Annotated in this window: 17 protein-coding genes; 10 read left to right on the top strand and 7 right to left on the bottom strand. The window is 73.2% G+C overall.

Features of this window, described 5'->3' with window-relative positions; genetic code table 11:
- Window positions 1-10 precede the first annotated feature (10 nt).
- Window positions 11-3,748, bottom strand: coding sequence for an aminotransferase class I/II-fold pyridoxal phosphate-dependent enzyme (locus tag Sm713_RS07630; RefSeq protein ID WP_212908885.1), 3,738 nt, complete (start codon window positions 3,746-3,748; stop codon window positions 11-13).
- Window positions 3,745-4,695 carry an NAD-dependent epimerase/dehydratase family protein gene (locus Sm713_RS07625; protein ID WP_212908884.1) on the bottom strand — a complete coding sequence of 317 codons (951 nt, stop codon included), beginning with the start codon at window positions 4,693-4,695 and terminating at the stop codon, window positions 3,745-3,747. The genes Sm713_RS07630 and Sm713_RS07625 overlap by 4 nt, the downstream gene beginning before the upstream one ends.
- Window positions 4,696-5,029: 334 nt before the next feature.
- On the opposite strand from Sm713_RS07625, the gene Sm713_RS07620 reads away from it, so the two are divergent.
- The 3 genes from Sm713_RS07620 to Sm713_RS07610 all read left to right on the top strand — a co-directional run bounded on the left by Sm713_RS07620 (window position 5,030) and on the right by Sm713_RS07610 (window position 8,445).
- The gene (locus Sm713_RS07620) at window positions 5,030-6,277 is read left to right on the top strand and encodes a GAF domain-containing protein (protein ID WP_212911857.1); all 1,248 of its coding nucleotides are present in this window, start codon (window positions 5,030-5,032) and stop codon (window positions 6,275-6,277) included.
- Window positions 6,278-6,454: 177 nt separating this feature from the next.
- Entirely contained in the window at window positions 6,455-7,972 is a 1,518-nt protein-coding gene (gene adh / locus Sm713_RS07615; RefSeq protein WP_212908883.1) for an aldehyde dehydrogenase, read from the top strand.
- A complete protein-coding gene (locus Sm713_RS07610; RefSeq protein WP_212908882.1) occupies window positions 7,972-8,445 on the top strand; it encodes a DUF779 domain-containing protein in 474 nt (157 codons plus the stop codon). Before adh ends, Sm713_RS07610 begins: the two co-directional genes overlap by 1 nt.
- Window positions 8,446-8,612: 167 nt before the next feature.
- Here Sm713_RS07610 and Sm713_RS07605 read toward each other — a convergent pair whose 3' ends face one another.
- Window positions 8,613-10,538: an NAD(P)-binding protein gene (locus Sm713_RS07605; protein ID WP_308293151.1), complete on the bottom strand. Its 1,926-nt coding sequence runs from the start codon at window positions 10,536-10,538 to the stop codon at window positions 8,613-8,615.
- Between the two features lie 334 nt (window positions 10,539-10,872).
- Here Sm713_RS07605 and Sm713_RS07600 point away from each other — a divergent pair, with 334 nt between their 5' ends.
- From Sm713_RS07600 to Sm713_RS07590, 3 genes are all read left to right on the top strand, one after another.
- Entirely contained in the window at window positions 10,873-12,372 is a 1,500-nt protein-coding gene (locus Sm713_RS07600) for an NAD(P)/FAD-dependent oxidoreductase (RefSeq protein WP_212908881.1), read from the top strand.
- Window positions 12,373-12,582: 210 nt separating this feature from the next.
- Window positions 12,583-13,467 carry a hypothetical protein gene (locus Sm713_RS07595; RefSeq protein ID WP_212908880.1) on the top strand — a complete coding sequence of 295 codons (885 nt, stop codon included), beginning with the start codon at window positions 12,583-12,585 and terminating at the stop codon, window positions 13,465-13,467.
- Window positions 13,464-13,733 carry a hypothetical protein gene (locus tag Sm713_RS07590; RefSeq protein ID WP_212908879.1) on the top strand — a complete coding sequence of 90 codons (270 nt, stop codon included), beginning with the start codon at window positions 13,464-13,466 and terminating at the stop codon, window positions 13,731-13,733. Before Sm713_RS07595 ends, Sm713_RS07590 begins: the two co-directional genes overlap by 4 nt.
- Window positions 13,734-13,797: 64 nt before the next feature.
- Here Sm713_RS07590 and Sm713_RS07585 read toward each other — a convergent pair whose 3' ends face one another.
- From Sm713_RS07585 to Sm713_RS07575, 3 genes are all read right to left on the bottom strand, one after another.
- Window positions 13,798-14,715, bottom strand: a complete 918-nt coding sequence (locus Sm713_RS07585; RefSeq protein ID WP_212911855.1) for a metal ABC transporter permease — start codon at window positions 14,713-14,715, stop codon at window positions 13,798-13,800.
- A gap of 43 nt (window positions 14,716-14,758) precedes the next feature.
- Entirely contained in the window at window positions 14,759-15,562 is an 804-nt protein-coding gene (locus Sm713_RS07580) for a metal ABC transporter ATP-binding protein (RefSeq protein ID WP_249416534.1), read from the bottom strand.
- Between the two features lie 272 nt (window positions 15,563-15,834).
- On the bottom strand, window positions 15,835-16,755 hold the full coding sequence (locus Sm713_RS07575) for a metal ABC transporter solute-binding protein, Zn/Mn family (protein WP_212908878.1): 921 nt from the start codon (window positions 16,753-16,755) through the stop codon (window positions 15,835-15,837).
- A 490-nt stretch (window positions 16,756-17,245) separates the two neighbouring features.
- Between Sm713_RS07575 and Sm713_RS07570 the strand changes: the two genes are divergently transcribed.
- The 4 genes from Sm713_RS07570 to Sm713_RS07555 all read left to right on the top strand — a co-directional run bounded on the left by Sm713_RS07570 (window position 17,246) and on the right by Sm713_RS07555 (window position 22,328).
- Entirely contained in the window at window positions 17,246-18,784 is a 1,539-nt protein-coding gene (locus Sm713_RS07570) for an alanine racemase (RefSeq protein ID WP_212908877.1), read from the top strand.
- 10 nt (window positions 18,785-18,794) lie between these two features.
- Window positions 18,795-20,114, top strand: a complete 1,320-nt coding sequence (locus Sm713_RS07565) for a pyridoxal-phosphate dependent enzyme (protein WP_212908876.1) — start codon at window positions 18,795-18,797, stop codon at window positions 20,112-20,114.
- Window positions 20,115-20,119: 5 nt separating this feature from the next.
- Complete coding sequence (locus tag Sm713_RS07560) at window positions 20,120-21,346, top strand: aminotransferase class V-fold PLP-dependent enzyme (protein ID WP_374196034.1); 1,227 nt, start codon at window positions 20,120-20,122, stop codon at window positions 21,344-21,346.
- Between the two features lie 223 nt (window positions 21,347-21,569).
- A complete protein-coding gene (locus Sm713_RS07555; protein WP_212908874.1) occupies window positions 21,570-22,328 on the top strand; it encodes a trans-aconitate 2-methyltransferase in 759 nt (252 codons plus the stop codon).
- 100 nt (window positions 22,329-22,428) lie between these two features.
- Here Sm713_RS07555 and Sm713_RS07550 read toward each other — a convergent pair whose 3' ends face one another.
- On the bottom strand, window positions 22,429-23,007 hold the full coding sequence (locus tag Sm713_RS07550; protein WP_212908873.1) for a 4Fe-4S single cluster domain-containing protein: 579 nt from the start codon (window positions 23,005-23,007) through the stop codon (window positions 22,429-22,431).
- Between the last annotated feature and the right edge of the window lie 100 nt (window positions 23,008-23,107).

Here is a 23,107-nt window from a genome sequence, read left to right as displayed (position 1 = left end):
CATGGCGCACTCATCCCCGAACGGCTCCCACCTCCTCGGCGAGGATCGACACCGTCTGCCGGATGTCGTCCTCACGGTGCTCGCTGGTGACGAAGAACCGCAGCCTCGCGAGCCCTTCCTCCACGGCCGGGTGGAAGATCGGGTCGGCGATGACGCCCCTGTCGAACAGCCGGTCCGCGACGCGCAGGGTCGTCACCGAGTCGCCGAGGACGCACGGCACGATGGGCGAGCCGGCGCTCGAACCCGTCGCGAGGCCCGCCGAGGCGGCCAGGCCGAGGAACAGGTCCGCGTTCCGCCGCAGCGCCCGCACCCGCTGCGGTTCGGCGACGATCAGCTCGGTGGCGGCCAGCGCCGCGGCCGCGTTGGGCGGGGTCAGGCCGACGCTGTAGACGAAGCCCGGCAGGGTGTGCCGCAGCCACCGCACCGCCCGCGCCGAGCCGCCGAGGTAGCCGCCGCAGCTCGCGAAGGCCTTGGACAGGGTGCCCATCCACAGGTCCACGTCGGCCCGCTCGACGCCGAAGAACTCCCCGACGCCGCGGCCCCGTTCGCCCACGGTGCCGATGCTGTGCGCCTCGTCGACGAGCAGCAGCGCGCCGTAGCGCTTCTTGAGCTCGATCGCGGCGGGCAGGTCGACCAGGTCGCCGTCCATGCTGTAGGCGCCCTCGACGGCGATCAGCACGCGCCTGAACCTCGACCGGTTGAGCCGCAGCATGTGTGCGAGCTGGCCCATGTCGTTGTGGGCGAACGGGCGCCGCGCGGCGCCGGACAGGGCGCAGCCCTGGAGGATGCTGTCGTGGGCGAGCGCGTCGTGCAGCACGAGGTCCCCCGCGCCGACGAGGTGCCCGATCGCGGTGACGTTGGTGGCGTGGCCGCTCACCAGCGCGAGGCAGTCCCCGACGCCGAGGAAGTCCGTGAGCGCGCGCTCCAGCCGTACCGTCAGGTCCCGCTCCCCGGAGAGCATCCGGCTCGCGGAGACCGAGGTCCCGTACCGGTCGACGGCCCGGTGCACGGCCTCGTCGACCGCCGGATGGCCGGAGAGCCCGAGGTAGTTGTAGCTGCCGAAGGACAGGTACGGCCGTCCGGCGATCACGGTCGTGTCGCGGATGGTGCCCTCGTGGACCCGGAAGTAGGGGAAGTCCGCGCCGCTCCTGGCGATGGTGTCCAGCTGCGCCTCGAACTGCTGCACCTCCGGGAAGTCGTCGACGCGCGCGGTCGCGGCGGGCGGCTCGACCGGCGCCGGGCCGGGCAGGGGCTCCACCGGCGGGCGCCCGGGCAGCGGTTCGCCGAGGGCCGGCGGCGACGTCAGGTGCGGGCCTGCCAGCGCGATCAGCCGTTCCAGGGTGAGCTTCGGCGAGTACATCTCGTCGGTACGGAAGCCCGGGATCCGCTTGGCGATGCCGGTCTCCAGCTCCTGGAGCATCAGGGAGTCGAAGCCGAGATCGGTCACCAGCGCCATCCGCTCGCTGAGGTCGGAGAACGGGATGACGCCCGTCCGCGACACCTCCTCGAACACGACGGACGCGGCGGGGGCCCAGGACTCCGTGGACGCGCCGTTCGCGGAGGCGGTGTCCGGCGTGGTCCCGGCCGAGAGGGACGGCGGGACGTACGCGGGGGCCATGGGGGTCGCGGGCGTCTGGAGCTGCGAGGCGGCCTGGACCGGCGAGGGAGCCTGGACCGGCGGGGGAGCCTCGGCGTACCCGCCGGAGGACGGGGCGTGTGCGGTGGCCCGGGCGGGTGCGACGCCCGCCTCGGGCACGGCGGCTCTGTCGGGTGCGGCGCCCGCGGCCTGCACGAGGGCCCCGGCCGGGACGGCGCCCGCGGCAGGCACGGAGCCCGCCCCGGGTTCGTCCGCCGCCAGGCGCGACTCGTCGACCGCCCAGTGGTGGCGCGGGGCGAGCGGGCTCGGCGGCAGGGTGGACGGGGGGACTCGCTGCGCCAGGGGGCGGAGCGTGCCGCCGGTGACCGCGCGCTCCGCGAGCCGGGCCAGCGAGCCGGCGCGAAGCTCCGGGGGCAGCGAGCCCGGCGCCGGTACGGCGACCTCGGGCAGCTCGCCGGCCGGCACCGTGCCGGTCACCTGGCCGGGGCCCAGCTCTCCGGTGCGGCCCGCCGCCACGGCCTCGGCCGCGGCGGTCAGCTTGGCGGCGGCGTCGGCGGGGTCCTCGGCCACGAGGGCGAGGCGTTCCGCGAACGGCGTGCGGCGCGCCAGGGTGTCCGAGACCGCCGCGAGGGGCAGCTCGTCCAGGGCGATGGTGTGGGCCAGTTCCCGGGCGTGGCGGGCGAGGCCGGCCCGGTCGCGGGCGCTGAGCACGAGCAGGTGCGGTCCGTCGGGTGCGCTGGGTGCGGGTGCCCGGTCGGGCTCCTCCAGCACCAGGTGGACGCCGGTGCCGCCGAAGCCGAAGGCGCTGACCCCGGCCCTGCGCGGCCGCGCGGTGGCCGGCCAGGGGGTCGGGGTGGTCGCGACGGCCAGGCGCGCGGCGTCGAGCCGGGAGGGGTCGGCCAGGTCGAAGTCCGGCTGCGGCGGTATCACGCCCCGGTGCACGGCCAGCACGGTCTTGATGAGCCCGGCGACACCGGCGGCGTTGAGGGAGTGCCCGACCACCGCCTTCACCGCGCCGAGGAACGCGGGCGCGCTCTCCTCGCCGCGCAGCTCGCGCAGGACGTCGATCTCGACCGGATCGCCGACCATGGTCCCGGTGCCGTGCGCCTCCAGGTAGTCCACCGAGTCCGGGGTCAGGCCCGCGTCGCGGTAGGCCCGGCGCAGCGCCCGGAGCTGGCCGGCCGCCTGGGGGTGCATCCCGCCCTGCACGGTCCCGTCGTTGGCCGTGCCGACGCCGCGGATCACCGCGTAGACCCGGTCGCCGGCCGCCAGCGCGTCGGCCAGCGGTCTGAGGACCAGGACCCCGGCGCCCTCCCCCAGCACGAAGCCGTCGGCCTCCGCGCCGAACGGCAGGCACCTGCCGCTGCGCGAGATGGCGCCGATGCGGCAGAGCCCCACCAGCAGGTCGGGCGTGAGGATCAGCTGGGCGCCGCCCGCGAGGGCGATGCGGCAGCGTCCCGCGCGCAGCGCGAACACGGCGTTGGCCACGGCCATGAGCCCGCCGGAGCACGCCGAGTCGAGCGCGTAGCTCTCGCCGTGCAGGTCGAGGACCGAGCTGACCGTGTTCGGCCCCATGTTGAGCAGGAGCCCGGCCACGGACGAGCCGTGCAGGCCGTCGACGGCGCGGGCCATGTCCAGCGACCCGTCGGCCGACCGTCCGCCGAACTCGCCCCCGGCGAGCTGGCGCATCCGGATCTGCATGGTGCTGATCTCGCGGTAGCCGGACTCGGTGAGCGCGGTGATGACCGAGGTCTCCTCGCGGTCGAAGCCGTCGGCCTCCCACCCCGCGTCCTGGACCGCCTCGCGGGCGAGGTCGATCAGCAGCCGGTGCTGCGGGTCCATCGACTTGGCGCGCCGCGGCGGGATGCCGTAGTGCGCGGCGTCGAAGTGGCCCACGTCCGGCAGCAGCGCCATGGTGTCCGTGTAGGTCGAGGACGCGTCACGGAAGTTGTCGCTGAGGAAGGTGCCGGAGCGCCACCGGGAGTCCGGGATGGGGGAGAACTGCGCCTGCGGGGCGGTGAGGAGCCGCCAGTACTGGTTCACATCGCGGGCCCCCGGAAACCGGCAGGCCATCCCCACGATCGCGATGTCGTCGTGCTGCGCTCTCCCCGAGCCCGTTCCCGGGCCCGCCAGGGATTCCTGAGCTGTCATAGTTCTCCCCCGTCAGGGGCCGGTCGCTCGCGCCACCAGGCCACGGTCTGCTTCACCTGCTCGTCCACCGGTGTGGTCCGCACCGTGAACTCCGCCTCGTACGCGCTCGAATCGACCACGAAGGGGCGATCGAACTGGTAGCGGACTTCCTTCAGTTCGCGCAGCAGCGGGGAGAGGAGCGAGGCGATCCCCACCACGGCCGGCGGCAGCCGGCGCACCGCGACCTGCCCCGCGCCCGACTCCGCGGCGAGGCGGTCGGCCATCGCGCGTACGGACAGCGCGGGCCCCGTCGGGACGTGCCAGGCCCGGCCCCACGCCCGCTCCTCGCCCGCGACCTCGACCAGCGCCCTGGCCACGTCGGGGACGTAGCTCCAGCTGTGCGGGGTGTCGGGATCACCGAGCGTCGAGACGGGCTTGCCGGCCAGTAGCCGGGGCATCACCCGCGCCGCGAGGTGCCCGCCGTCGGTGACGCCCGGTCCGAAGAAGTCCGAGGCCCGCAGCTCGACGGCCTTGATGCGGCCCGCCTCGTGCAGGGCCAGCGCCCGCTCCCAGACGGCTGCGCGCACGCGCCCCTTGGGGCCGGTCGCGGCGAGTGGCAGCTCCTCGGTCAGGGGGCCGTCCACGGGGCCGTAGCCGTAGAGGTTGCCCAGCATGACCAGGACGGCCCCGGTGGCCTCGGCCGCCGTGCAGAGCGACGCGGCCAGCGGCGGCCACTCGCTCACCCAGCGCTGGTAGGGCAGTCCTGCGCAGTTGTGGATCGCGGCGGCGCCCCGCGCGGTCTCGATCAGCCGCTCGCTGTCCGTCGCGTCCAGTGCGACGTGCTCGATGCCCGGCTCCGGGCTGCCGCCCGACCTGGTGACGACCCGTACGGAATGGCCTTGTTCGGCCAGCAGCCGAGCGGTCGCCGCCCCGGCCGGACCGAAACCTATGACGACATGAAGAATCACGCGCGCACACTAGCGCGGGGGAAACGTTGCTGTTGTGACGGGCGTGCAATGGTTGCGGTCGAGTGCGTAAGGTTTCGGCCATCCTCCTATTGATCCCTGAAAGCCGTCGTCAGGGCGGACGGAACCTCCCCCGAAAGAGACGCTGTCCGGACCGCGTCCAGGGCTGACACACGCCGTTAACATAAGAGTTGCCGCAAAGAGACCGACGGCGACCGAGCGGGCCTCGACGTTCCGGTGGGTCAGTCCGTCCCATTGCTCCGGCGCCCCGGGCCGTCCTCGGCAGGCCCGTCATCCGCCGGTGCACACCTCGACGATCAGCGAGCTGGGGATGCCGATGTCGGAGCAGGGAGCGCTGTGGCGGCGGCGGACCGTGCTGGAACGCCAGTGGGCACGCCACGTACCGGAGTTGAAGGCCAAGGGCAGGCCGCTCGGCGGCGGCCCCGCGGTGCGCGACGAGGTGACCGAATCCTGGATCCGCTCCGTGGAGACGGTGGACCCCACGCGGGACAGCGCCCCCGTGGGGCAGGAGGGCGTGCACGCGCTGTGGTCCGGCTCGCCGCTGTGCGGGCCCGTGCAGGACCTGGCCGGCGAGCTGCGCAGCGTGGCCGACGACGCGGGGTTCGTTGCGGCGGTGACCGATGAGGACGGCACGATCCTGTGGACGTACGGCGGCCGCGTGATGCGGCGCCGCGCGGAACGCGTGAACTTCGCCCCCGGCGGCCGCTGGGACGAGCCCGCCATGGGCACCAACGCGCTGTCGCTGGCCCTGCGCACCGGCCTGCCCAGCACGGTGTTCTCCGCCGAGCACCTGGTCGCGGCGCTGCACGGCTGGGTCTGCTACTGCGCGCCGATCCACGGTCCGGACGGGCACGTGCTGGGCGTGCTCGACCTGTCGACGACCTGGGACCGCTCGCATCCGCTGGCCATGTCCACCGTGCGCATGATGGCGTCGGCCATCGAGGGCGCGCTGCGCGACCGGCACGGCGTGGCCGCGGGACCGGGCCCGGTCCCGGCGGGCGGGGGGCTGGAACTGGTCTGTCTCGGCGGCGAGAGCGCGACGCGCGACGGGGTGCCGATGCACCTGCCGCCGCGGCAGCTGGAGATCCTGGCGCTGCTGGCGCTGGAACCGGAAGGCTCCTCTCCGAGCCGGCTGCGCGAGGCGCTGTACGGGACCCGTCCGGTCAGCGCGTCCACGTTCAAGGCGGAGGTGTCCCATCTGCGGCGCGCCCTCGGCGGGCATGTCGCCACGCGGCGCTACGAGCTGACGGTGCCCGTGGTCTGCGACGCGGTGGAGGTGCTGAGGGCCCTGGAGCGCGGCGACACGACGACCGCCCTGGAGCTCTACCGCGGCCCGCTGCTCCCCCACTCGGAGGCCCCCGGGATCGTCGGCTGGCGGGAGCACATCGAGGTGGCGGTGCGGGAGGCGGTCCTGGCCAGCACCCGGCCCGAGCACGCGCTGCGCTACGGCGAGCGGGCGCCGTTCGACGCCGAGATCCACGCGTACGCGCTGCGGATCCTCGGCCCGAACGACGCGCGCCGCGGGATCGCGGCGGGCAGGCTGACGACGGCGCTGCGGGGGTGACGGGGCGGCCGCCCCGGTGCCTGCCGTGCAGTTGGGGGCGGCTCCCGTCCGGCCGCGGCCAGGCAGCTGACCAGGTGGCCAACCTCCGGCCAACCTCCCGCGCGCACAGTGTGATCCACACCACGACGGTCGATCCGTCCTGGCACCCGCACACCTCTACCGGGAGGAGAGCACGCCATGGTCTACGCACAGCCAGGGACCGAGGGCAGCGTCGTCAGCTACGCGCCGCGCTACGACAACTTCATCGGCGGTGAATGGGTGGCTCCCGCCGAAGGCCGCTACTTCGAGAACCCCTCACCGGTGACCGGCGCGACCTTCTGCGAGGTCGCCCGCTCGACGGCCCCGGACGTGGAGCGCGCCCTCGACGCCGCACACGCCGCCGCCGACGCCTGGGGCCGCACCTCCACCACCGAGCGCGCGGTGATCCTCAACAGGATCGCCGACCGCATCGAGGAGAACCTGGAGAAACTGGCCGTCGCCGAGACCTGGGAGAACGGCAAGCCGGTGCGCGAGACGCTGGCGGCCGACCTGCCGCTGGCGGTGGACCACTTCCGCTACTTCGCCGGGGCGATCCGCGCCCAGGAGGGCAGCATCGCGGAGATCGACGCGGACACGGTGGCGTACCACTTCCACGAGCCGCTCGGCGTCGTCGGGCAGATCATCCCCTGGAACTTCCCCATCCTCATGGCGACCTGGAAGCTGGCGCCCGCGCTCGCGGCCGGCAACTGCGTCGTGATCAAGCCCGCCGAGCAGACCCCGGCCAGCCTCATGCTGGTCATCGAGCTGATCGCCGACCTGCTCCCGCCGGGCGTGATCAACGTCGTCAACGGCTTCGGGTTCGAGGCCGGCAAGCCGCTGGCGTCCAGCTCGCGGGTGGCGAAGGTGGCGTTCACCGGCGAGACCACCACCGGGCGCCTGATCATGCAGTACGCCAGCGAGAACATCATCCCCGTCACGCTGGAGCTGGGCGGCAAGAGCCCGAACATCTTCCTGCCCGACGTGACCGCGGCCGACGACGACTTCCTGGACAAGGCGGTCGAGGGCTTCGTGATGTTCGCGCTGAACCAGGGCGAGGTCTGCACCTGCCCGTCCCGGGCCCTGATCCACTCGTCGATCTACGACGAGTTCATGGCCCGCTGCCTCGAACGCACCAAGGCCATCACCGGCGGCGACCCGCTCGACCCCGCCACCATGCTGGGCGCGCAGGCCAGCAACGACCAGTACGAGAAGATCCTCTCCTACATCGACATCGGCCGGCAGGAGGGCGCGGACGTGCTGACCGGCGGCGGCCGGCGCACCGTGCCCGGGTTCGAGGGCGGCTGGTACATCGAGCCCACCGTCTTCCGCGGCACCAACGACATGCGGATCTTCCAGGAGGAGATCTTCGGCCCGGTCGTGTCCGTCACGACGTTCGACTCCGTGGACGAGGCGCTGAAGATCGCCAACGAGACGCTGTACGGGCTCGGCGCGGGCCTGTGGACCCGGGACGGCAGCACGGCGTACCGGATGGGCCGCGAGATCAAGGCGGGACGGGTGTGGACCAACTGCTACCACGCCTACCCCGCGCACGCCGCCTTCGGCGGCTACAAGAACTCCGGGATCGGCCGCGAGAACCACAAGATGATGCTGGATCACTACCAGCAGACCAAGAACCTGCTGGTCAGCTACTCCCCCAAGAAGCTCGGGTTCTTCTGATGGAGACCCCCGACCAGACCCGGGCGCGCGTCGAGCCGGCCGCCCAGGGCGCTGCGCGGGCGCCCGCGGAACCGCCGACCCGCGTCGAGCTCACCGCCGACGCGGAGGAGCTGGTGCGCCGGCTCTCCGCGCAGCACGGGCCGCTGATGTTCCACCAGTCCGGTGGGTGCTGCGACGGCAGCTCGCCGATGTGCTACCCGCGCGGAGAGTTCCGGGTCGGCGCCGCGGACGTGCTGCTCGGGCGGGTCTCGCAGGAGACGCCGTTCTGGATGAGCGCGAGCCAGTACGAGTACTGGAAGCACACCCACCTGACGGTCGACGTGGTCAAGGGGCGGGGCAGCGGCTTCTCCCTGGAGGCACCTGAAGGGGTGCGGTTCCTGCTCAGGTCGCGGCTGCTCACCGAGGACGAGCTCACCGCGCTGGAGGCCCAGCCTCCGCCCCTGACGGGCGACCGCGTACACGGCGGCGCCTGACGCCGTGACGGGTTCCCGGCGTGGGCCGGCCCCCCGGGGCTCGCGGCGGGACCCGTCACCGCGGCCGCCTGCGCGTCCGGCCGCGGCGGGCGGCACCCCCGCACGCGCCGAGCGGCGGGCCGCTCCCGCCGGCGTGCCCGTCCCGCCGCCGCAGCGGCTCCCGGGCGCTATCCCGCGGTGTGCACCTCGGGGCCCGGCACCGCGTGCATCAGGTTTCCCAGCCCGCGGCGGGTGGCGGCGACGACCACGCGATCGCCGGGTTTCAGCACCCGGTCGGGGTCGGGGCGCCAGGAGAGGGTGCCCGAGCCGCCGGAGAGGATCGCCATCAGGTCGGATCGCCGCTCGCGCATCCGGGCCGTGTCGAGTGCCAGCACCCGCCAGGCGCCCGGCACGCACGCCTTGGCGATGCGCCGGCCCTCCAGCAGCGGATTGCCGGCGACCTCCACCGAGGAGAAGATCAGCACGCGCCTGCCGACCGGGATGGCGCCCAGCACCTCACGCCCCATCATCGCGCCGCCGAAGGCGGGCGCGGCCAGCGCGGAGACGGACCTGCTCCGGGTCCGCGCGGTGGGGTAGGCGTCGCGCAGGGTGCCGTAGACGGTCGCCGCGAAGTCGTCGTCGAACAGCCGCATCACCACGCGGACGTCGGGCCTGATGTGCCGGGCGTTCAGCACGGCCTCCAGGTTCGTCGCGTCGTCGCTGGTGAGCGCCATCAGGGCACGGGCACGCTCGATGCGGGAGCTCTCCATGACGCCCGGCTCCGAGACGTCGCCGACCACCGTCGGCACGCGGTGCGCGCGGGCCAGCGGGACGCCCCGGGCCCGCGGGTCGCGTTCGACGCACACGACGGGGATCTCCAGCTCCAGCAGCCGGGCCAGCACCCGCGTGCCGACCTTGCCCAGGCCTATCAGCACGACGTGGCCGGACATGTTCCTGGGCGGCCCGGTGAGGCCCGAACTCGCCCTGATCTTCCCGTACGCCTCCAGCACCGCGGCGAGCAGCAGGGGCAGGAACATCATTCCCGCGAGGCCGCAGAGCAGTTGGAGGATCTGCTCGACGGCGGGCTGCCCCACGGCCGGGTCGTTGATGGCGAAGACGTCCAGCAGCGTCGTGTAGACGGCGTGCAGGGGGCTGCCCTGCCGGCTCACGTACCAGTTCACGGCGGCGAGCACCACCACGACCGTTCCCACGGACGCGAAGGCGACGCCCAGGCGGCGGGAGAGGAACAGCCTCAGCGGCAGGCGCGGCAGCCGTGTCACCGCGGTGAGGGGCCCCGGGCTGGGGGTCACGGCCTCCAGGACGACCGCGCCGCGCTCCGGCGCGGCAGCCGCCACGGTGTCCTCGTCGGGCAGGATCTGCGGGCCGTCGATCATCTCGCCCATGGCCCGCTCGTCGGACTCGCCGGCCGAGTCGGGCAGCAGCGCGAGGGTGGCGAGCGGATCGCGCCGCCCGGCGGTCGCGAGGGTGCGCTCCTTCGCCCGCAGCAGCATCCCGTCGGCGTGGATGATCTTCTCGTCGCCGACGACCGCCGCGGCGACGAGCGAGGGCGCCGCGGTCTCCGCGTCGGACAGCACGGTGGTGGACACGTCGACCGCCGACGAGGCCAGGGTCGGGTTGCGCGTCTTCACCGCGCGGTCGAGCAGGCCCTCGACATGGTGGCCCAGCGCGCGGTTGAACAGCCGGATGACCAGCCGCACCTCGGGGTTGATCCGGCGGGCACGGAGGGCGACGTGGATGTTGGCCTGGTCGTCCCCGGAGGTGAGCGCGAGCGCGGTCGCCGTCTCGATGCCCGCCTCCCGCAGCGCCCTCTCGTCGGGCTCCAGGGCCTCCACCGCTCTCACCGACACGCGGGGATCCCGCACCAGTTGAGCGATCCGCGGCCCGTGGCCGCTCGTGAGGGACGGCAGGACGACGGTCACGTCCTGCCCGTACACGGCGGCCAGCTCGCGGATGAGCCGCTGGGCGAGCGCGTTGTCGCCCCAGACCACCATGTGTCCTCTGGCTTCGCCGCCGTCGCGTTCGCCGAAGGTTCGGCCCACCGCGGTGGCGAACGAGAGCGTGTCGTCGTCCGCGGGGGCCTGGGGCGTGCTCATATGCGTCCTCGTCGTCGTGCGGCCGGTCCGGTCCCCGCCCCGGGAATCCGTCACGGTGATCTTCGCTGTGATCCTCTGGATCATGTGCGTCGGGAGCGGGCCAAGTCTTACCGGATTCCGTCCATGTCTTACCGCAACCTGATCGACCATCTGCTAGCGGGGGGTGGACGGCCGCTCCCGCGGCGGGGTGGCAGCCCCCTGGCACGGGAGCGCTGCGCGGCGCACCGCCCGGGCCGGGTAGCGTCAGCAGGCGGCCCGGGAAGCCCGGGCCGCCCCGGCCGGCCCGGAATCCCGAGGCGACCCGAGCAACGCGAACACAGCAAGGAGCAGGGACATGGCAGCGTCAGTCGATCCGGAACGTACCGAGTGGGATGTCATCGTGCTGGGTGGCGGGGCTGCCGGCGAGAACGCGGCGCAGTACGCCTCGCAGTACTCAGGTCTCGACGCGGTCCTGGTGGAGGGCGAGTTGCTCGGCGGCGAGTGCTCGTACTGGGCCTGCATGCCCAGCAAGGGCCTGCTGCGCCCCGGCGAGGTCCTCGACACCGCCCGCCACATGCCGGGAGTGGCCTCCGTCGTCGGGAACGCGCGGCTCGACGTGCCCGCCGTCCTCGCCCGCAGGGACGCCATCGTGAACGGCCTGTCGGACGACTCGCAGGTGAAGTGGGCGGTGGGCGCGGGCATCGACGTGATACGCGGGCACGGGCGGCTGGCCGGGGACCGGACGGTGGTGGTCAGCACGGCGGCCGGGGGCACCCGGACGCTGACGGCGCGGCACGCGGTCGTCGTGGCGACGGGCTCGGTGGCGTCGGTGCCGCCGGTTCCGGGTCTGCGCGAGGCGCTGCCGTGGACGTCGCGCGACGTGACCAACCTGCACGAGGTGCCGCGGCGCGTGGTCGTCCTGGGCGGTGGCGTGGTGGGCTGCGAGGCGGCGACGTGGCTGAGCGCGCTCGGCGTCGAGGAGCTGACCCTCGTCCACCGGGGAGCGGCGCTGCTCGCGCGCCAGGAGCCCTTCGCGGGGGAGTTCGTCGCCGAGGGGCTGCGGTCCGCGGGCGTCCGGCTGCTGCTGGAGCGCGGCGTGAGCGAGGTGCGGCGCGAGGGTGCCCGCGCGACCGGTACGGGACTGCCGCACGGCGGGGAGGTCACCGTGGTGCTCGACGACGGCACCACGCTCGTCGCCGACGAGATCGTCGTCGCCACGGGCCGCACCCCGGCCACCGGCGACCTGGGCCTTTCCTCCGTGGGCCTGCCGGATGGCGGTTACCTGGACGTGGACGACCAGCAGACGGTGCGCGGGGTGGACGGCGCGTGGCTGTACGCCGTCGGCGACGCCTGCGGGCGCTCCCTCCTGACCCACATGGGCAAGTACCAGGCGCGGGCGGCCGGTGAGGTGATCGCGGCACGGGCCGCGGGAGAGAAGCCGGACGGCGACGAGCTGAGCCGCCTCGGCACCGCGGCCGGCCACCGGGCGGTCCCCCAGGTCACCTTCACCGCACCCGAGGTCGGCTCCGTCGGCCCGACGGAGGAGGAGGCCCGCCGCGCGGGCATCGACGTCGAGACGGTCGAGTACGACCTGGCGGCCCTCGCCGGCACGTACCTGCTCCGCGAGGACTACGCGGGCCGCGCCAAGCTGGTCGTCGACCGCGCCACGGACACCCTGGTCGGGGCGACGTTCGTGGGCACGGGCGTCTCGGACCTCGTCCACGCGGCGACCACCGCCGTCGTCGGCCGCATGACGGTGGCCGCACTCTGGCACGCGGTGCCCAGCTATCCGACGGTCAGCGAGATCTGGCTGCGACTGCTGGAGACGCTGGAGGGCCAGCGGCGCAAGGGCTGAGCGCTACGCCACGGCGCCCCGTTCCCGGTAACGCCGGGGGCGGGGCGCCTTGTTGTCGGCGGTCAGCCCGCGAGCAGGCCCCGGACAGCCCGGACAAAGGTCCGACAGCCCCCGTACAGAACGGACTTGACGAACCGTTTCGGTAATCACACACATACACAGCGTGACAGGAATACATATACGGAAATCACCGCACAACAGAGGAACACCATGGTCAGCCCGCCTCACGAGGCGATGCACCGCATCTTCCAGCACGACCCGGGGCTCTTCAGCCGCGTGTCCCGTCTGCTCGGGATCGCCGTCCCCAGTCCCGCCAAGGTGACCGTGATGCCCACGGACCTCACCGAGACCAGCCCCGTCGAACGCAGAGTGGACACCCTCTTACGCCTGGAGAGCGCCGAGCTTGACGCCTTCCTGCCGGCCATCGAGGCCCAGGGCAAGCAGGATCCAGCGAAGCCCGCGAGCTGGGCGTACTACGTCTCGTACGTGTGGACGAAGTACCGGCTGCCGACCGCTCTGCTGGTTGTCTGCCAGGACCATGCCACGGCTCGGTGGGCCGAGCAGTCAGTGTCCAGCGGGCCTCGCGCCCTACCCACTCTGACCTTGCGCCCCGTTGTGATCGGCCCGCACAACGTGCCGATGATCACCGACCCGGTCGAGGCCCGAGCCGACCTGGTGCTGGCCACTCTGTCGGCCATCACCCACGCGGCGAACCCGGACATCGGTGCCATACTGAAAGCGTTGTCCAGCGCGCTGCAGGACGTTCCCGAAAACCTGGCAGACCCTGTCGTCGAACTCACCGCTCAAGGGCTGGGCAACCGCCCGGCCAAGGACCTCTGGAGGAATCTGGTGGCCGTGGACCTCTCGTTCTACAAGTCGTGGCTCTCGGAGGAGATCCGGGAGGAGGGACGCGAGAAAGGACGTGCGGAAGGCCTTGCAGGCGCCGTCCTCCGCATCCTGGAGCAGCGAGGCCTGCACGTGTCCGACGAGGCCCGAACACGGATCATGAGCTCCGACGACCCCGAGCTCCTCGACCACTGGCTCACCCGCGCCGTCACCACGCCCTCAGTCGAAGAGATCTTCGAATCCCAGTGACGCAGACGCAAGAGAACTGCAGAGCCGTGGACCTCTCCTTCTACAAGTCGTGGCTCTCGGAGGAGATCCGCGACGAAGGACGCGAGAAAGGACGCGCGGAAGGACGCGCACAGGACATCCTGCTCGTCCTGGAGCAACGGGGCCTGAACGTGTCCGACGAGATCCGCACACGGATCACCGACTGCCGCGACCCCGAGCTCCTCGACCACTGGCTCACCCGCGCCATCATCGCGCCCTCGGCCGAGAAGATCTTCGAGGAGGAGTGACGCACCGGGGCCCTGGTCCGGTCCGCGGTGGACCGGCCAGGGCCCGGGGGACATGCCGTACGGGTCAGGCCGTCCCGGCCCCCGCCACCCCCGCCGCCACCGGCTCTCCGCGGCCCTCGGCCGCCCTCGCTCCCCACCTGCGGACCCGCCTGCTCCCCGCCACCCGGCAGCCCAGGTAGATCAGGAACGAGATGGTCGTGACGTAGGGGCTGATGGGGATGCTGCTGCCGAGGGCGAGGAGGATGCCGCCCTCCATCGACGCCACCGCGAACACCACGCTGAGCAGCGGCAGCAGCACCGGTGAGGCGGTCACCCGGGCCGCCGCCGCGGCCGGGGTGACGACGAGGGTGAGGACCAGCAGGGCGCCGACGACCTGTACGGACAGGGCGACCGAGAGGCCCAGCACCAGCATGAAGGCCAGGGACAGGCCCCGCACCGGAAGGCCCCGGGCCTCGGCGACGTCGGGGTCGGCGCTGATGAAGGACAGCGGCCGCCAGATGACCGCGAGCGCGACGAGCACCAGGGCCGAGGTGCCGAGCAGCCAGGCCATCTGCGGGGTGTCGACGGCGACGATCTGGCCCGTGAGCAGCCCGAACTTGTTCGCGGCCCGGCCCTTGTAGAGGGCGAGGAAGAGGACCCCGAGGCCCAGGCCGAACGGCATGAGGATGCCGATGGCCGAGTTGCGGTCCCGGGCGCGCGTGCCGAGCACGCCGATCGTGCAGGCCGCGATCAGCGAGCCGACGATGGAGCCGGCCACGACGTTCACGCCCAGCAGCAGTGCCGCCGACGCGCCCGCGAAGGACAGCTCGCTGATGCCGTGCACCGCGAACGGCAGGTCCCGCATGATGACGAACACCCCGGTCAGGCCGCCGATCAGGCCGAGCGCGGCGCCCGCGATGAGCGAGTTGCGGACCAGGGCGAGGAGCGCGGAGTAGTCCGTGAAGTCGAAGATCTGGTGCCAGACGCCGTCGGCGATCATCATGGGCGCGGTCATGGCCGTGCTTCCTCCTGGCGCTGCGTGCCGGTCATGCCGCTGCTCCCTCGTGGCCGTCCGGGTGGTGCGGGGGCGCGGCCACCTCGTCGGGGGCTCCGACCACCGCGATGTGGTCCCGCACCCGGATGACGTCCACCTGGGTCCCGTAGAGCTGCGAGAGGGACTCCGAGGTGAGCACCTCGTCCGTGGTGCCGAGCCGGTGGCCGCCGCGGGCCAGGTAGAGCACCCGGTCGGCCATCCCCAGCACGGGGTTGATCTCGTGCGTCACGAACACCACGGCGGTGCCGTGCGAGCGGCGCCGGGCGTCCACCAGCTCCGTCACGGCCCGCTGGTGGCGCAGGTCGAGGGAGAGCAGCGGCTCGTCGCAGAGCAGGATCTCGGGGTCGCACGCCAGCGCCTGGCCGATCCGCACGCGCTGCCGCTCGCCGCCGGAGAGCAGGGAGAGGGGGACGTCCGCGTAGCCGGCGGCGCCGACCGAGCGGAGGATCTCGTCGACCCGTTCCCGGACGGGGCCACTGCGCAGCCGGGGCCCGAAGCGGTGCCCGTCGATGCCGAACCGCACCAGGTCCCGGGCGCGCAGCGCGCCCTGGGGCGGCAGCGTCGCCTGCTGGGGCACGTAGCCGATGTGCCGGCTGCCGTGCCGGGGCGATCGGCCGAGCACGGTCACGGTTCCCGCGGACAGCTGCCGCTGGCCCAGCAGGGCCCGGACGAAGCTGGTCTTCCCGGAGCCGTTCGGGCCGAGCACGGCCAGGAACTCGCCGGGGCGCACGTCGAGGTCGAGCCCCTGCCACAGGACGCGGTCGCCGTACGACAGGGCCGCGCCGCGCAGGCTGATGAGTGCGGGGCCGGAGGGGCCGGAGGAGCCGGAGGAGACTGGGGCGGGGGCGGCGCGACCGGCTGCCCTGGTGCCCTCGGCGGCTCCCTCCGCCTCGTCCGGAATCCCCGTCCCTTCCGGAACCCCTGTCCCGTGCGGAGTACCTGTCCCGTGCGGAGCCCCCGCCCCGTCCGGAGCCCCGATCCCGTCCGGAGTCTCCACCCCGACGGAAGCGGTCGCCTTCTCGGCCGCCGCGAGCCTGTTGCGGTGCAGGAGAGACATCGCCGGCCGCCTCATTTCGCCAGCGCGCGGGCGAGCGCGTCGACGTTGCCGTTCATCCAGCCGAGGTAGTCCTTGCCGGCCGGCAGGGTCTCCGTGACGGGGACGACGGGGATGCCCGCGCTCCTGGCCGCGTCCTCGACCTTCTTGGTCTGGGGGCCCGAGGTCTGCTCGTTGTAGACCAGTGCCTGGACCTTCTTGCCGCTGAACAGGCCGAGCGTGGTCCGGAGGGTCTTCGGCGAGACGTCGTCGCCCTCCTCGATCGCCTCGCTGTAGTCGGCCGGCGTCCGGTTCACCAGGCCGCTCGCGCCGGTCATGTACAGCGGCACCGGCTCGGTGATGGCGATGCCCTGGCCGGCGTGGGCCGCCTTGATCGCGGCCTCCTTCGCCTCCAGCGGTGCGAGCTTGGCCTTGAAGGCGGTGGCGTTCTTCGTGAACGTGGCGGCGTCGTCCGGGTCGGCCTTGCCGAGGGCCGCGGCGATCCGGTCGGCGATCTTCGCGACGGAGGGGAAGTCGTACCAGATGTGCTCGTTGAGCTCCCCGCCCTTGGGCGCGGTGCGGCCGGAGACCCTGACGGCGTTGATCACCTGCGCCGAGCCCCCGCTCTTCAGCATGCGGTCGACGAAGTCGTCGTAGCCGCCGCCGTTCTCGATGACGACCTTCGCTCTGGACAGCGCCAACTGGGTGTGCGTGTCGGCCTCGTAGGAGTGCGGGTCCTGGTCGGGGTCGTGGATGACCGAGGTCACCGCGATCTTCTTGCCGCCTATCTTCTCGGCTATGTCCCCGTACACGTTCGTGCTGGCCACCACGGGCACGGCGGACGACGAGCCGCTCGCGACGGAACCGGAGGAACTGCCGCAGCCGGTCACGAAGGCCAGGCAGGCCAGGCTGACGCCGGCGGCCGGTGCGAGACGGCGGGGCGAGGACGCAGACATGGAAACCCTCCACAAACTGATTGGAACTGAGCGATCGGTTAGGAAATCTGATCATCCGAGTCCGCCCGCGCGCCCACGCTAGACGGAAATGAATGTCAGGAGCACGTTTGGATCATGATGATATGAAAATCGTTGCCAAGAATTGACCGAAGGGCGCACCCCGCCGGCCGGAGTCCACCCGACCACCTCCCTCGGGTGCGCCGAGGGCGGGCGCCGGCCCGAGACGCCTCCCCCTTCGGTACGGCCACGGCTGCGAGCCCTTCCATGAGCAGGCATGACGAAGCTACATGAAAATGGATTCCATTTCCATTCGAGTCGCCGCCTGCCGCCGCCGCGCCCGTGAGCGGCCCGCGCGCACCTCGCCACACCGCTGTACCCCCGGGGCGTAAACGGATGGCAGGAGGGAAGGGCTTATACGGCGAACAGAGGGGAAGTGACCGGCTGTGCCCGGGATGCCGGTTGCGGTGCCCTGGGCGGGGAGGGACCTGGCGTGGGCGGGCAGCCCTTGTATCTGGAACCGCGGCTCGGACCCCGGTTGCGCTCGTTGCTCACGGCCGCCGACGTGCTGCATGGACTCACCGGTGCGCTGGGCTCCCCGTTGAACGTGGTCGTCCCCGACCAGATCGCCGAGAACCTCGGTGAGTTCCGCGCGGTGTACGCGGCGCACCACCTCGCGGGGCAGGTCTTCCTCGCCCACAAGGCCAACCGTTCCCACGCGCTCCTGCGCCGTCTCGCCGGCACGGACGCCGGCGTGGACGTCGCCTCGCTCGGCGAGTTGCAGCACGCGCTGGGCGCCGGGTTCACGCCTGACCGGATCGTGGCGACGGGGCCGAAGAACCCCGAGTTCCTCTGGCTCGCCGCCCGCACCGGCGTCACCGTCGGCGTGGACTCGCGCGCCGAGCTGGACCAGCTGGCCGCCCTGGTGCGCCCCCACGCGCTGCCCCCGGCCACCGTCCTGCTGCGGTTGTCCGGATTCGAGGCGTCCGGGGTGCGGGTGCTGAGCCGGCCCAGCCGCTTCGGCACGCCCGTGCGGGAGCTGGCCGCGCTGCTCGACGCGGTGGAAGGGCACGCCGGTGCCGTCGAGCTGGCGGGCGTGGCCTACCACCTCGACACCACCAGCGTCGCCGAGAAGGCCACGGCCCTGGAAGGCTGCCTGGCGGCCCTGGAGGAGTGCCGGCGGCGCGGGCTGCGGCCCCGGGCCGTGGACATCGGCGGCGGGTACGGCGTCGACTACCTCGCCGACGGCGGCCAGTGGGACCGGTACACCAGCGAGCTGACCGCCGCCGCCCTGGGCACCCGCCCACCGCTGGCCTGGGGCGGGCACGGCTACGGGCTGCGCAACGACTCGGGCACGCTCCGCGGCGCCCTCGGCCTCTACCCCGGGCACCGGCCGGTCGCCGGCGCCCGCTACCTCGGCGAACTCCTCGCCCGGCCCGCCGCGACGGCGGGCGGCAGGTCGCTGGCCACGCTGCTCCTGGAGCATCTGTACGACCTGTACACGGAGCCGGGCCGGGCCCTGCTGGACCAGTGCGGGCTGACCCTGGCGAAGGTGCTGGAGGTGCGCGAGCCGGGCGGCGAGGCGCCCCTCATGGTCCGGCTGGCGCTGACGGCCGGTGACATGGCCCTGGAGCAGCACGGGGTGCTCATGGATCCGGTGCTGGTGCCCGGGGACGGCGGGGATGCGGCCCTCGGCGGCGCCGCCCCGCGCACGACGGACGCCGCGGGCACGACCGGCGCCGCCAGCGCGCCCCCGGCCACCGGCGACCCCGTAGCCGTCCACCTCTTCGGCAGCCTCTGCCTGGAATCGGACATGGTCACCCGCCGGACCGTCTTCCTGCCGCGCCGCCCGGCGCCGGGCGACCTGCTGGCGTTCGCCAACACCGCCGGGTACGCCATGGACTTCCACGCCACCGGCGCCCAGCTCCAGCCCCTGGCCAGGACCGCGGCCGTCTGGCAGGAGGCGGGCGGGTGGCGCTGGTGCCTGGACGATCAGTACTGGCCGACCACGCCCTCGAAGGGACTGAAGTGAAGGGACTCCAGTGAGGTACGACAGCATCACCGAGGCCATCGGCAACACCCCGCTCGTGCGGATCGATCCGGCCGTGCACGGCCTCGCGCACATCGACCTGTACGCCAAGCTGGAGATGATGAACCCGTTCGGCTCGGTGAAGGACCGGGCCGCGTGGAACATGGCAGGACCGCACCTGGCCGCCGCCGCCCGGGACGGCAGCCAGGTGGTCGAGCTGTCCAGCGGCAACACCGCCAAGGCCCTCGCGGTCATCGCGGGCATGCACGGCCTGGGCTTCAAGAGCGTCACCAACCGGATGCGCGTCCCGGAGATCAAGGACCTCCTGCTGCTGCTCGGCGCGGAGATCGAGGAGCTGCCCGGCCAGAGCGAGTGCCTCGACCCGACCGCGACGGACGACCCGCTCACCCTCTTCCACCGGAAGCTCTCGGAGCCCGGCAGCGCCTACCTCCACACCGACCAGTACTTCAACCAGCGGAACGTGGAGGCCCATCGCACCGGCACCGGGCCGGAGATCGTCAAGGACCTCGGCGGCCGGGCGCCGGACTGGTTCGTCGCGTGCGTGGGCACCGCGGGGTCCTCCACCGGCGTCGCCCAGGCGCTGCGCGGCCACGATCCTCAGGTGCGGGTCGTCGGCCTGGTCGCGGAGAAGTCGGACTTCATCCCCGGCATCCGCAGCATCGACGAGGCGCACGAGGTCGGCCTGTTCGACCCGGGCACCTACGACACGGTCGAGGCCGTTGCGGCGGACGACGCCATCGAGGGGATGCTGACGCTGAACCGCCGCTGCGGCATCCTCGCGGGGCCCACCTCGGGGGCCGCCTACTTCGGCGCGGTCCGCCGGCTGCGGGAGGCCGACGCCGCTCTGACGGAGCGCCAGTCCGCCGTGTTCATCGTCTGCGACCGCGTGGAGAGCTACCTCAGCTACGTCCGCCGGCGCCGCCCCGACCTGTTCGGCGCCCCCCAGCGGTCCGCCGGGCCCGCCGACCTGTCCGAGGCGGAGATACGAAAGGCCCCGGCGGTCGGCGTCGCGGACGCGCAGGCGTGGCTCGCGACCGGGCGGCCGCTGGTGGTGGACCTGCGCAGCCCGTACGCGTTCGCCGCGCTGCACATCGACGGCTCGGTCAACATCGTCGACGAGGTCTTCGGCGAACTGCTCCGCGGCGGCCTGCCGTTCAGCCGCAGCAGACCGGTGCTGCTCGCGTGTCCGGTCGGGGAGAAGTCCGCCCGCTACGCCGCGCTGCTCGGCCGCATGGGGCATCCGGACGTACGGAGCCTCGCGGGCGGGATCATCGCGTGGCGCGACGCCGGCGCACCCCTGGTGCGGGACTGATCCGGGTGGCCGCACCGGCGACCCTCGGCCCCGGCCCGGCGGACCCCGAGGGCCCGCGGGACCTCCGCGACTGGCAGCGGCAGTTGCGCGCGCAGTTCCCGATCATCACCGGGCATCCCGAGCTGGCCTACCTGGACAGCGCTGCCACCGCGCAGAAGCCCGCCGCGGTGCTCGACGCCGTGCAGACGTACCTGACCAGCTCCAACGCGAACGCCGGGCGCGGCACCTACCCCTGGGCCAACCGCACCACGGCCCTCGTCGAGGAGACCCGCGACCGGCTCAAGCGCTTCCTTTCCGACCCGGCGCCGGAGTCCTCGGCCGTGCACTTCACCAGCGGCACGACGGAGGGCCTGGCCACCGTCGCCCGCGACTGGCTGCCCGCGTTCCTCTCGGACGGCGACGAGATCGTCGTGCCGGTCGCCGACCACCGGGCGAACATCGTGCCCTGGCTGGACACCCAGCGGCTGCTGGCCGCCCGCGGGGTGCACGTGGGCGTCGTGGAGATGCCCTACCAGCGCGGCTCCTGGGACTACGACCACACCGCGCTGGCCCGACTGGCGGGGCCCCGGACCCGGTTCGTGGCCGCGACGCATGTCCACCACGTCTACGGCGGGAACATGAACGTGCACCGCATCCGCGAGGCGGTCGGCCCGGACGCGGTGATCTGCCTGGACGCCGCCCAGAGCGTCGGTCACCTGCCGTTGTCCGTGGCCGGACTCGACGTCGACTTCGTCGCCTTCTCCGGGCACAAGGCGCTGGCGCTGCCCGGTTCCGGCGCGGTGTGGGCACGCCAGGCGCGCGGTCCCGCGTTCGCGCCGGGCGGCTGGAGCGGCACGCCGAACACCGCGGGCATCGTCTCGCTGGCCGCCGCGCTGGACTGGCTGGACGCCGCCGGGTGCGACCGCATCGAGCGCTGGACCCTCGCCCTGGCCGCCCGGCTCACCGACGGCCTGCGGCACCTGGACGCCTACGAGGTGCTGGGCTGCCCGCTCAGCCTGGCCGCGGACTCGGCCGTGCAGCAGCGGCAGGGCATCGTCACCTTCCGGCACCGTGACATCGACTCCGGCGACCTCGGCTTCATCCTGTTCAGCCACGGGTTCATGGTCCGCTCCGACAACCACTGCCAGGGTGCCGGGGGCGAGCGGTCCGGGTCGGTGCGGGTGAGCCTGCACGTCTACAACTCGGCTTCGGAGATCGACCGGCTGCTGGCGGTGCTGGGCGAGTTGGGGTGAGGTCCCTTTCCGATCGGGGCGAACAGGACGAGCGGCCCGGACGGGCACGCGGGGTGAGCACCCCGAAGGGTGGAATCCGGCGCCGGAATGCAATTGGAAACTGTTTCCATCTGTAGGGTTCGCGGAGGAGTCCGAAGAAGCGGAGCCCGAGCAGGCGAAGAAGTACAGCAAGAAGAAGTACTGCAAGAAGAAGTGCAGCAAGACGGCAAGGTGGCAGGACCGGATGGGGCTGAGCCTGGCGGCGGCCGAGCGGTGGGTGGAGCGCTGGGAGCGGCAGCAACGGCGTTACGCGGTCGGCCGCGAGGAGCGCTTCGGCGTGATCGCCGACGTCGTGGAACACGCCACCGCAGGCCGCGCGGACCGGCCGCTGATCGTCGATCTGGGCTGCGGCCCGGGCTCGCTCTCGGCCCGGCTGGCACGGCGGCTGGCCGACGCCGACATCGTGGCGGCGGACCGCGACCCGCTGCTGCTGGAACTGGTCCGCACCCACCACCCGGACGACGCCCGCTACATCGACGCGGCCATCGGCGCCCCCGGCTGGACCGAGGCCCTCGGCCTGGAACGCCCGCTGGACGCGGCCGTCTCCACCACGGCCCTGCACTACCTCGGCCCGGACGCGCTGCGCCACGCCTACCGGCAACTCGCCGCCCTGCTGCGGCCGGGCGGCGTCCTCGTCAACGGCGATCACCTCCCGCAGGGCGGCCCCCAACTCGCCGCGGTCACCGGGTGGGTCGGCCGCCGGGCGGCCGAGCGGCAGGGGGCGTTCGGCGACGAGGACTGGGAGGCGTGGTGGACGGCCGTCGCCGCCGACCCCGAGCTGGCCGACCTGCTGGCCGAACGCGAGCGCCGCGAGACCGAGCCCTGCCCCGCCGCCGGCCTGCCCGCCACCGCCCACCTGCGCCTGCTCCGGGGGGCCGGCTTCACCCGGGCCGGGACGGTGTGGCAGTGGGGGGACAGCCACGTGGTCGTGGCCGTCCGGTAGACCGCGGCGCACCGCCCCCCGCAACCCGCCCCCGGCGCCCTCGTCGCGGGCGCGCCCACCCGGCGCGCCGTCCCGGGCGCCGTGCACGGGACATGGGACCTCAGGCCCCAGGCGTGAGCGGGTCGATGCCGGTGAAGGTGACGTGGCCGTCGGGGTGGATGACCACCTCCGCGTCCGGGACGGCGTCGAGGTCGGCGGGCGAGTAGCGGTCGGTCAGGAAGTGCACGGTCTTGTTGGCGGAGCCGCGCAGGCCCCGGGCCAGGTGCCGTTCACGCTCGTAGCGGCCGGCGAGCAGCACGTCCACGCACGCGTACAGCGCCCGGGCCTCGGCCATCCGGTCCACCTCGGTGCGGCGGTAGCCGGTGAACAGCAGGGTGGAGAGGGTGGTCTCGGCGCGGAGGCGCTCCAGGAGGCGGAGTACGGGAGCGCGCTGCTGGAGCGGTTCGCCGCCGCTGATCGTCACGCCCTCGATGCGGTCGCCGAGGCCGCGGATGCGCTCGAAGAGGGCGTCGGCGCTGACGTCCTCCACCGCATCGCGCGGGTGCGTCCCGGAGTTGAAGCAGCCGGGGCAGCCGAGGGTGCAGCCCTGTACCCACACCACCGCCCGGGTGCCGGGGCCGTTGGCCGCGCTGTACGGCTCGAAACCGTGGAGGCGCAGGCGCCCCTCCTGCCGTGTCATCCGTCCGCCCCCGTCGCTCCGCTCGAAGGATCGCCGTCGGCCGGGGAATCCCTCCGGTCGCGGCTGGAGGATCCCCCTGGTCGCGGCCCAAGGATCCCTC

This window comes from Streptomyces sp. TS71-3 (genome assembly GCF_018327685.1).
Lineage (GTDB): Bacteria > Actinomycetota > Actinomycetes > Streptomycetales > Streptomycetaceae > Streptomyces.
This window is presented reverse-complemented; position numbering and strand designations above follow the sequence as displayed.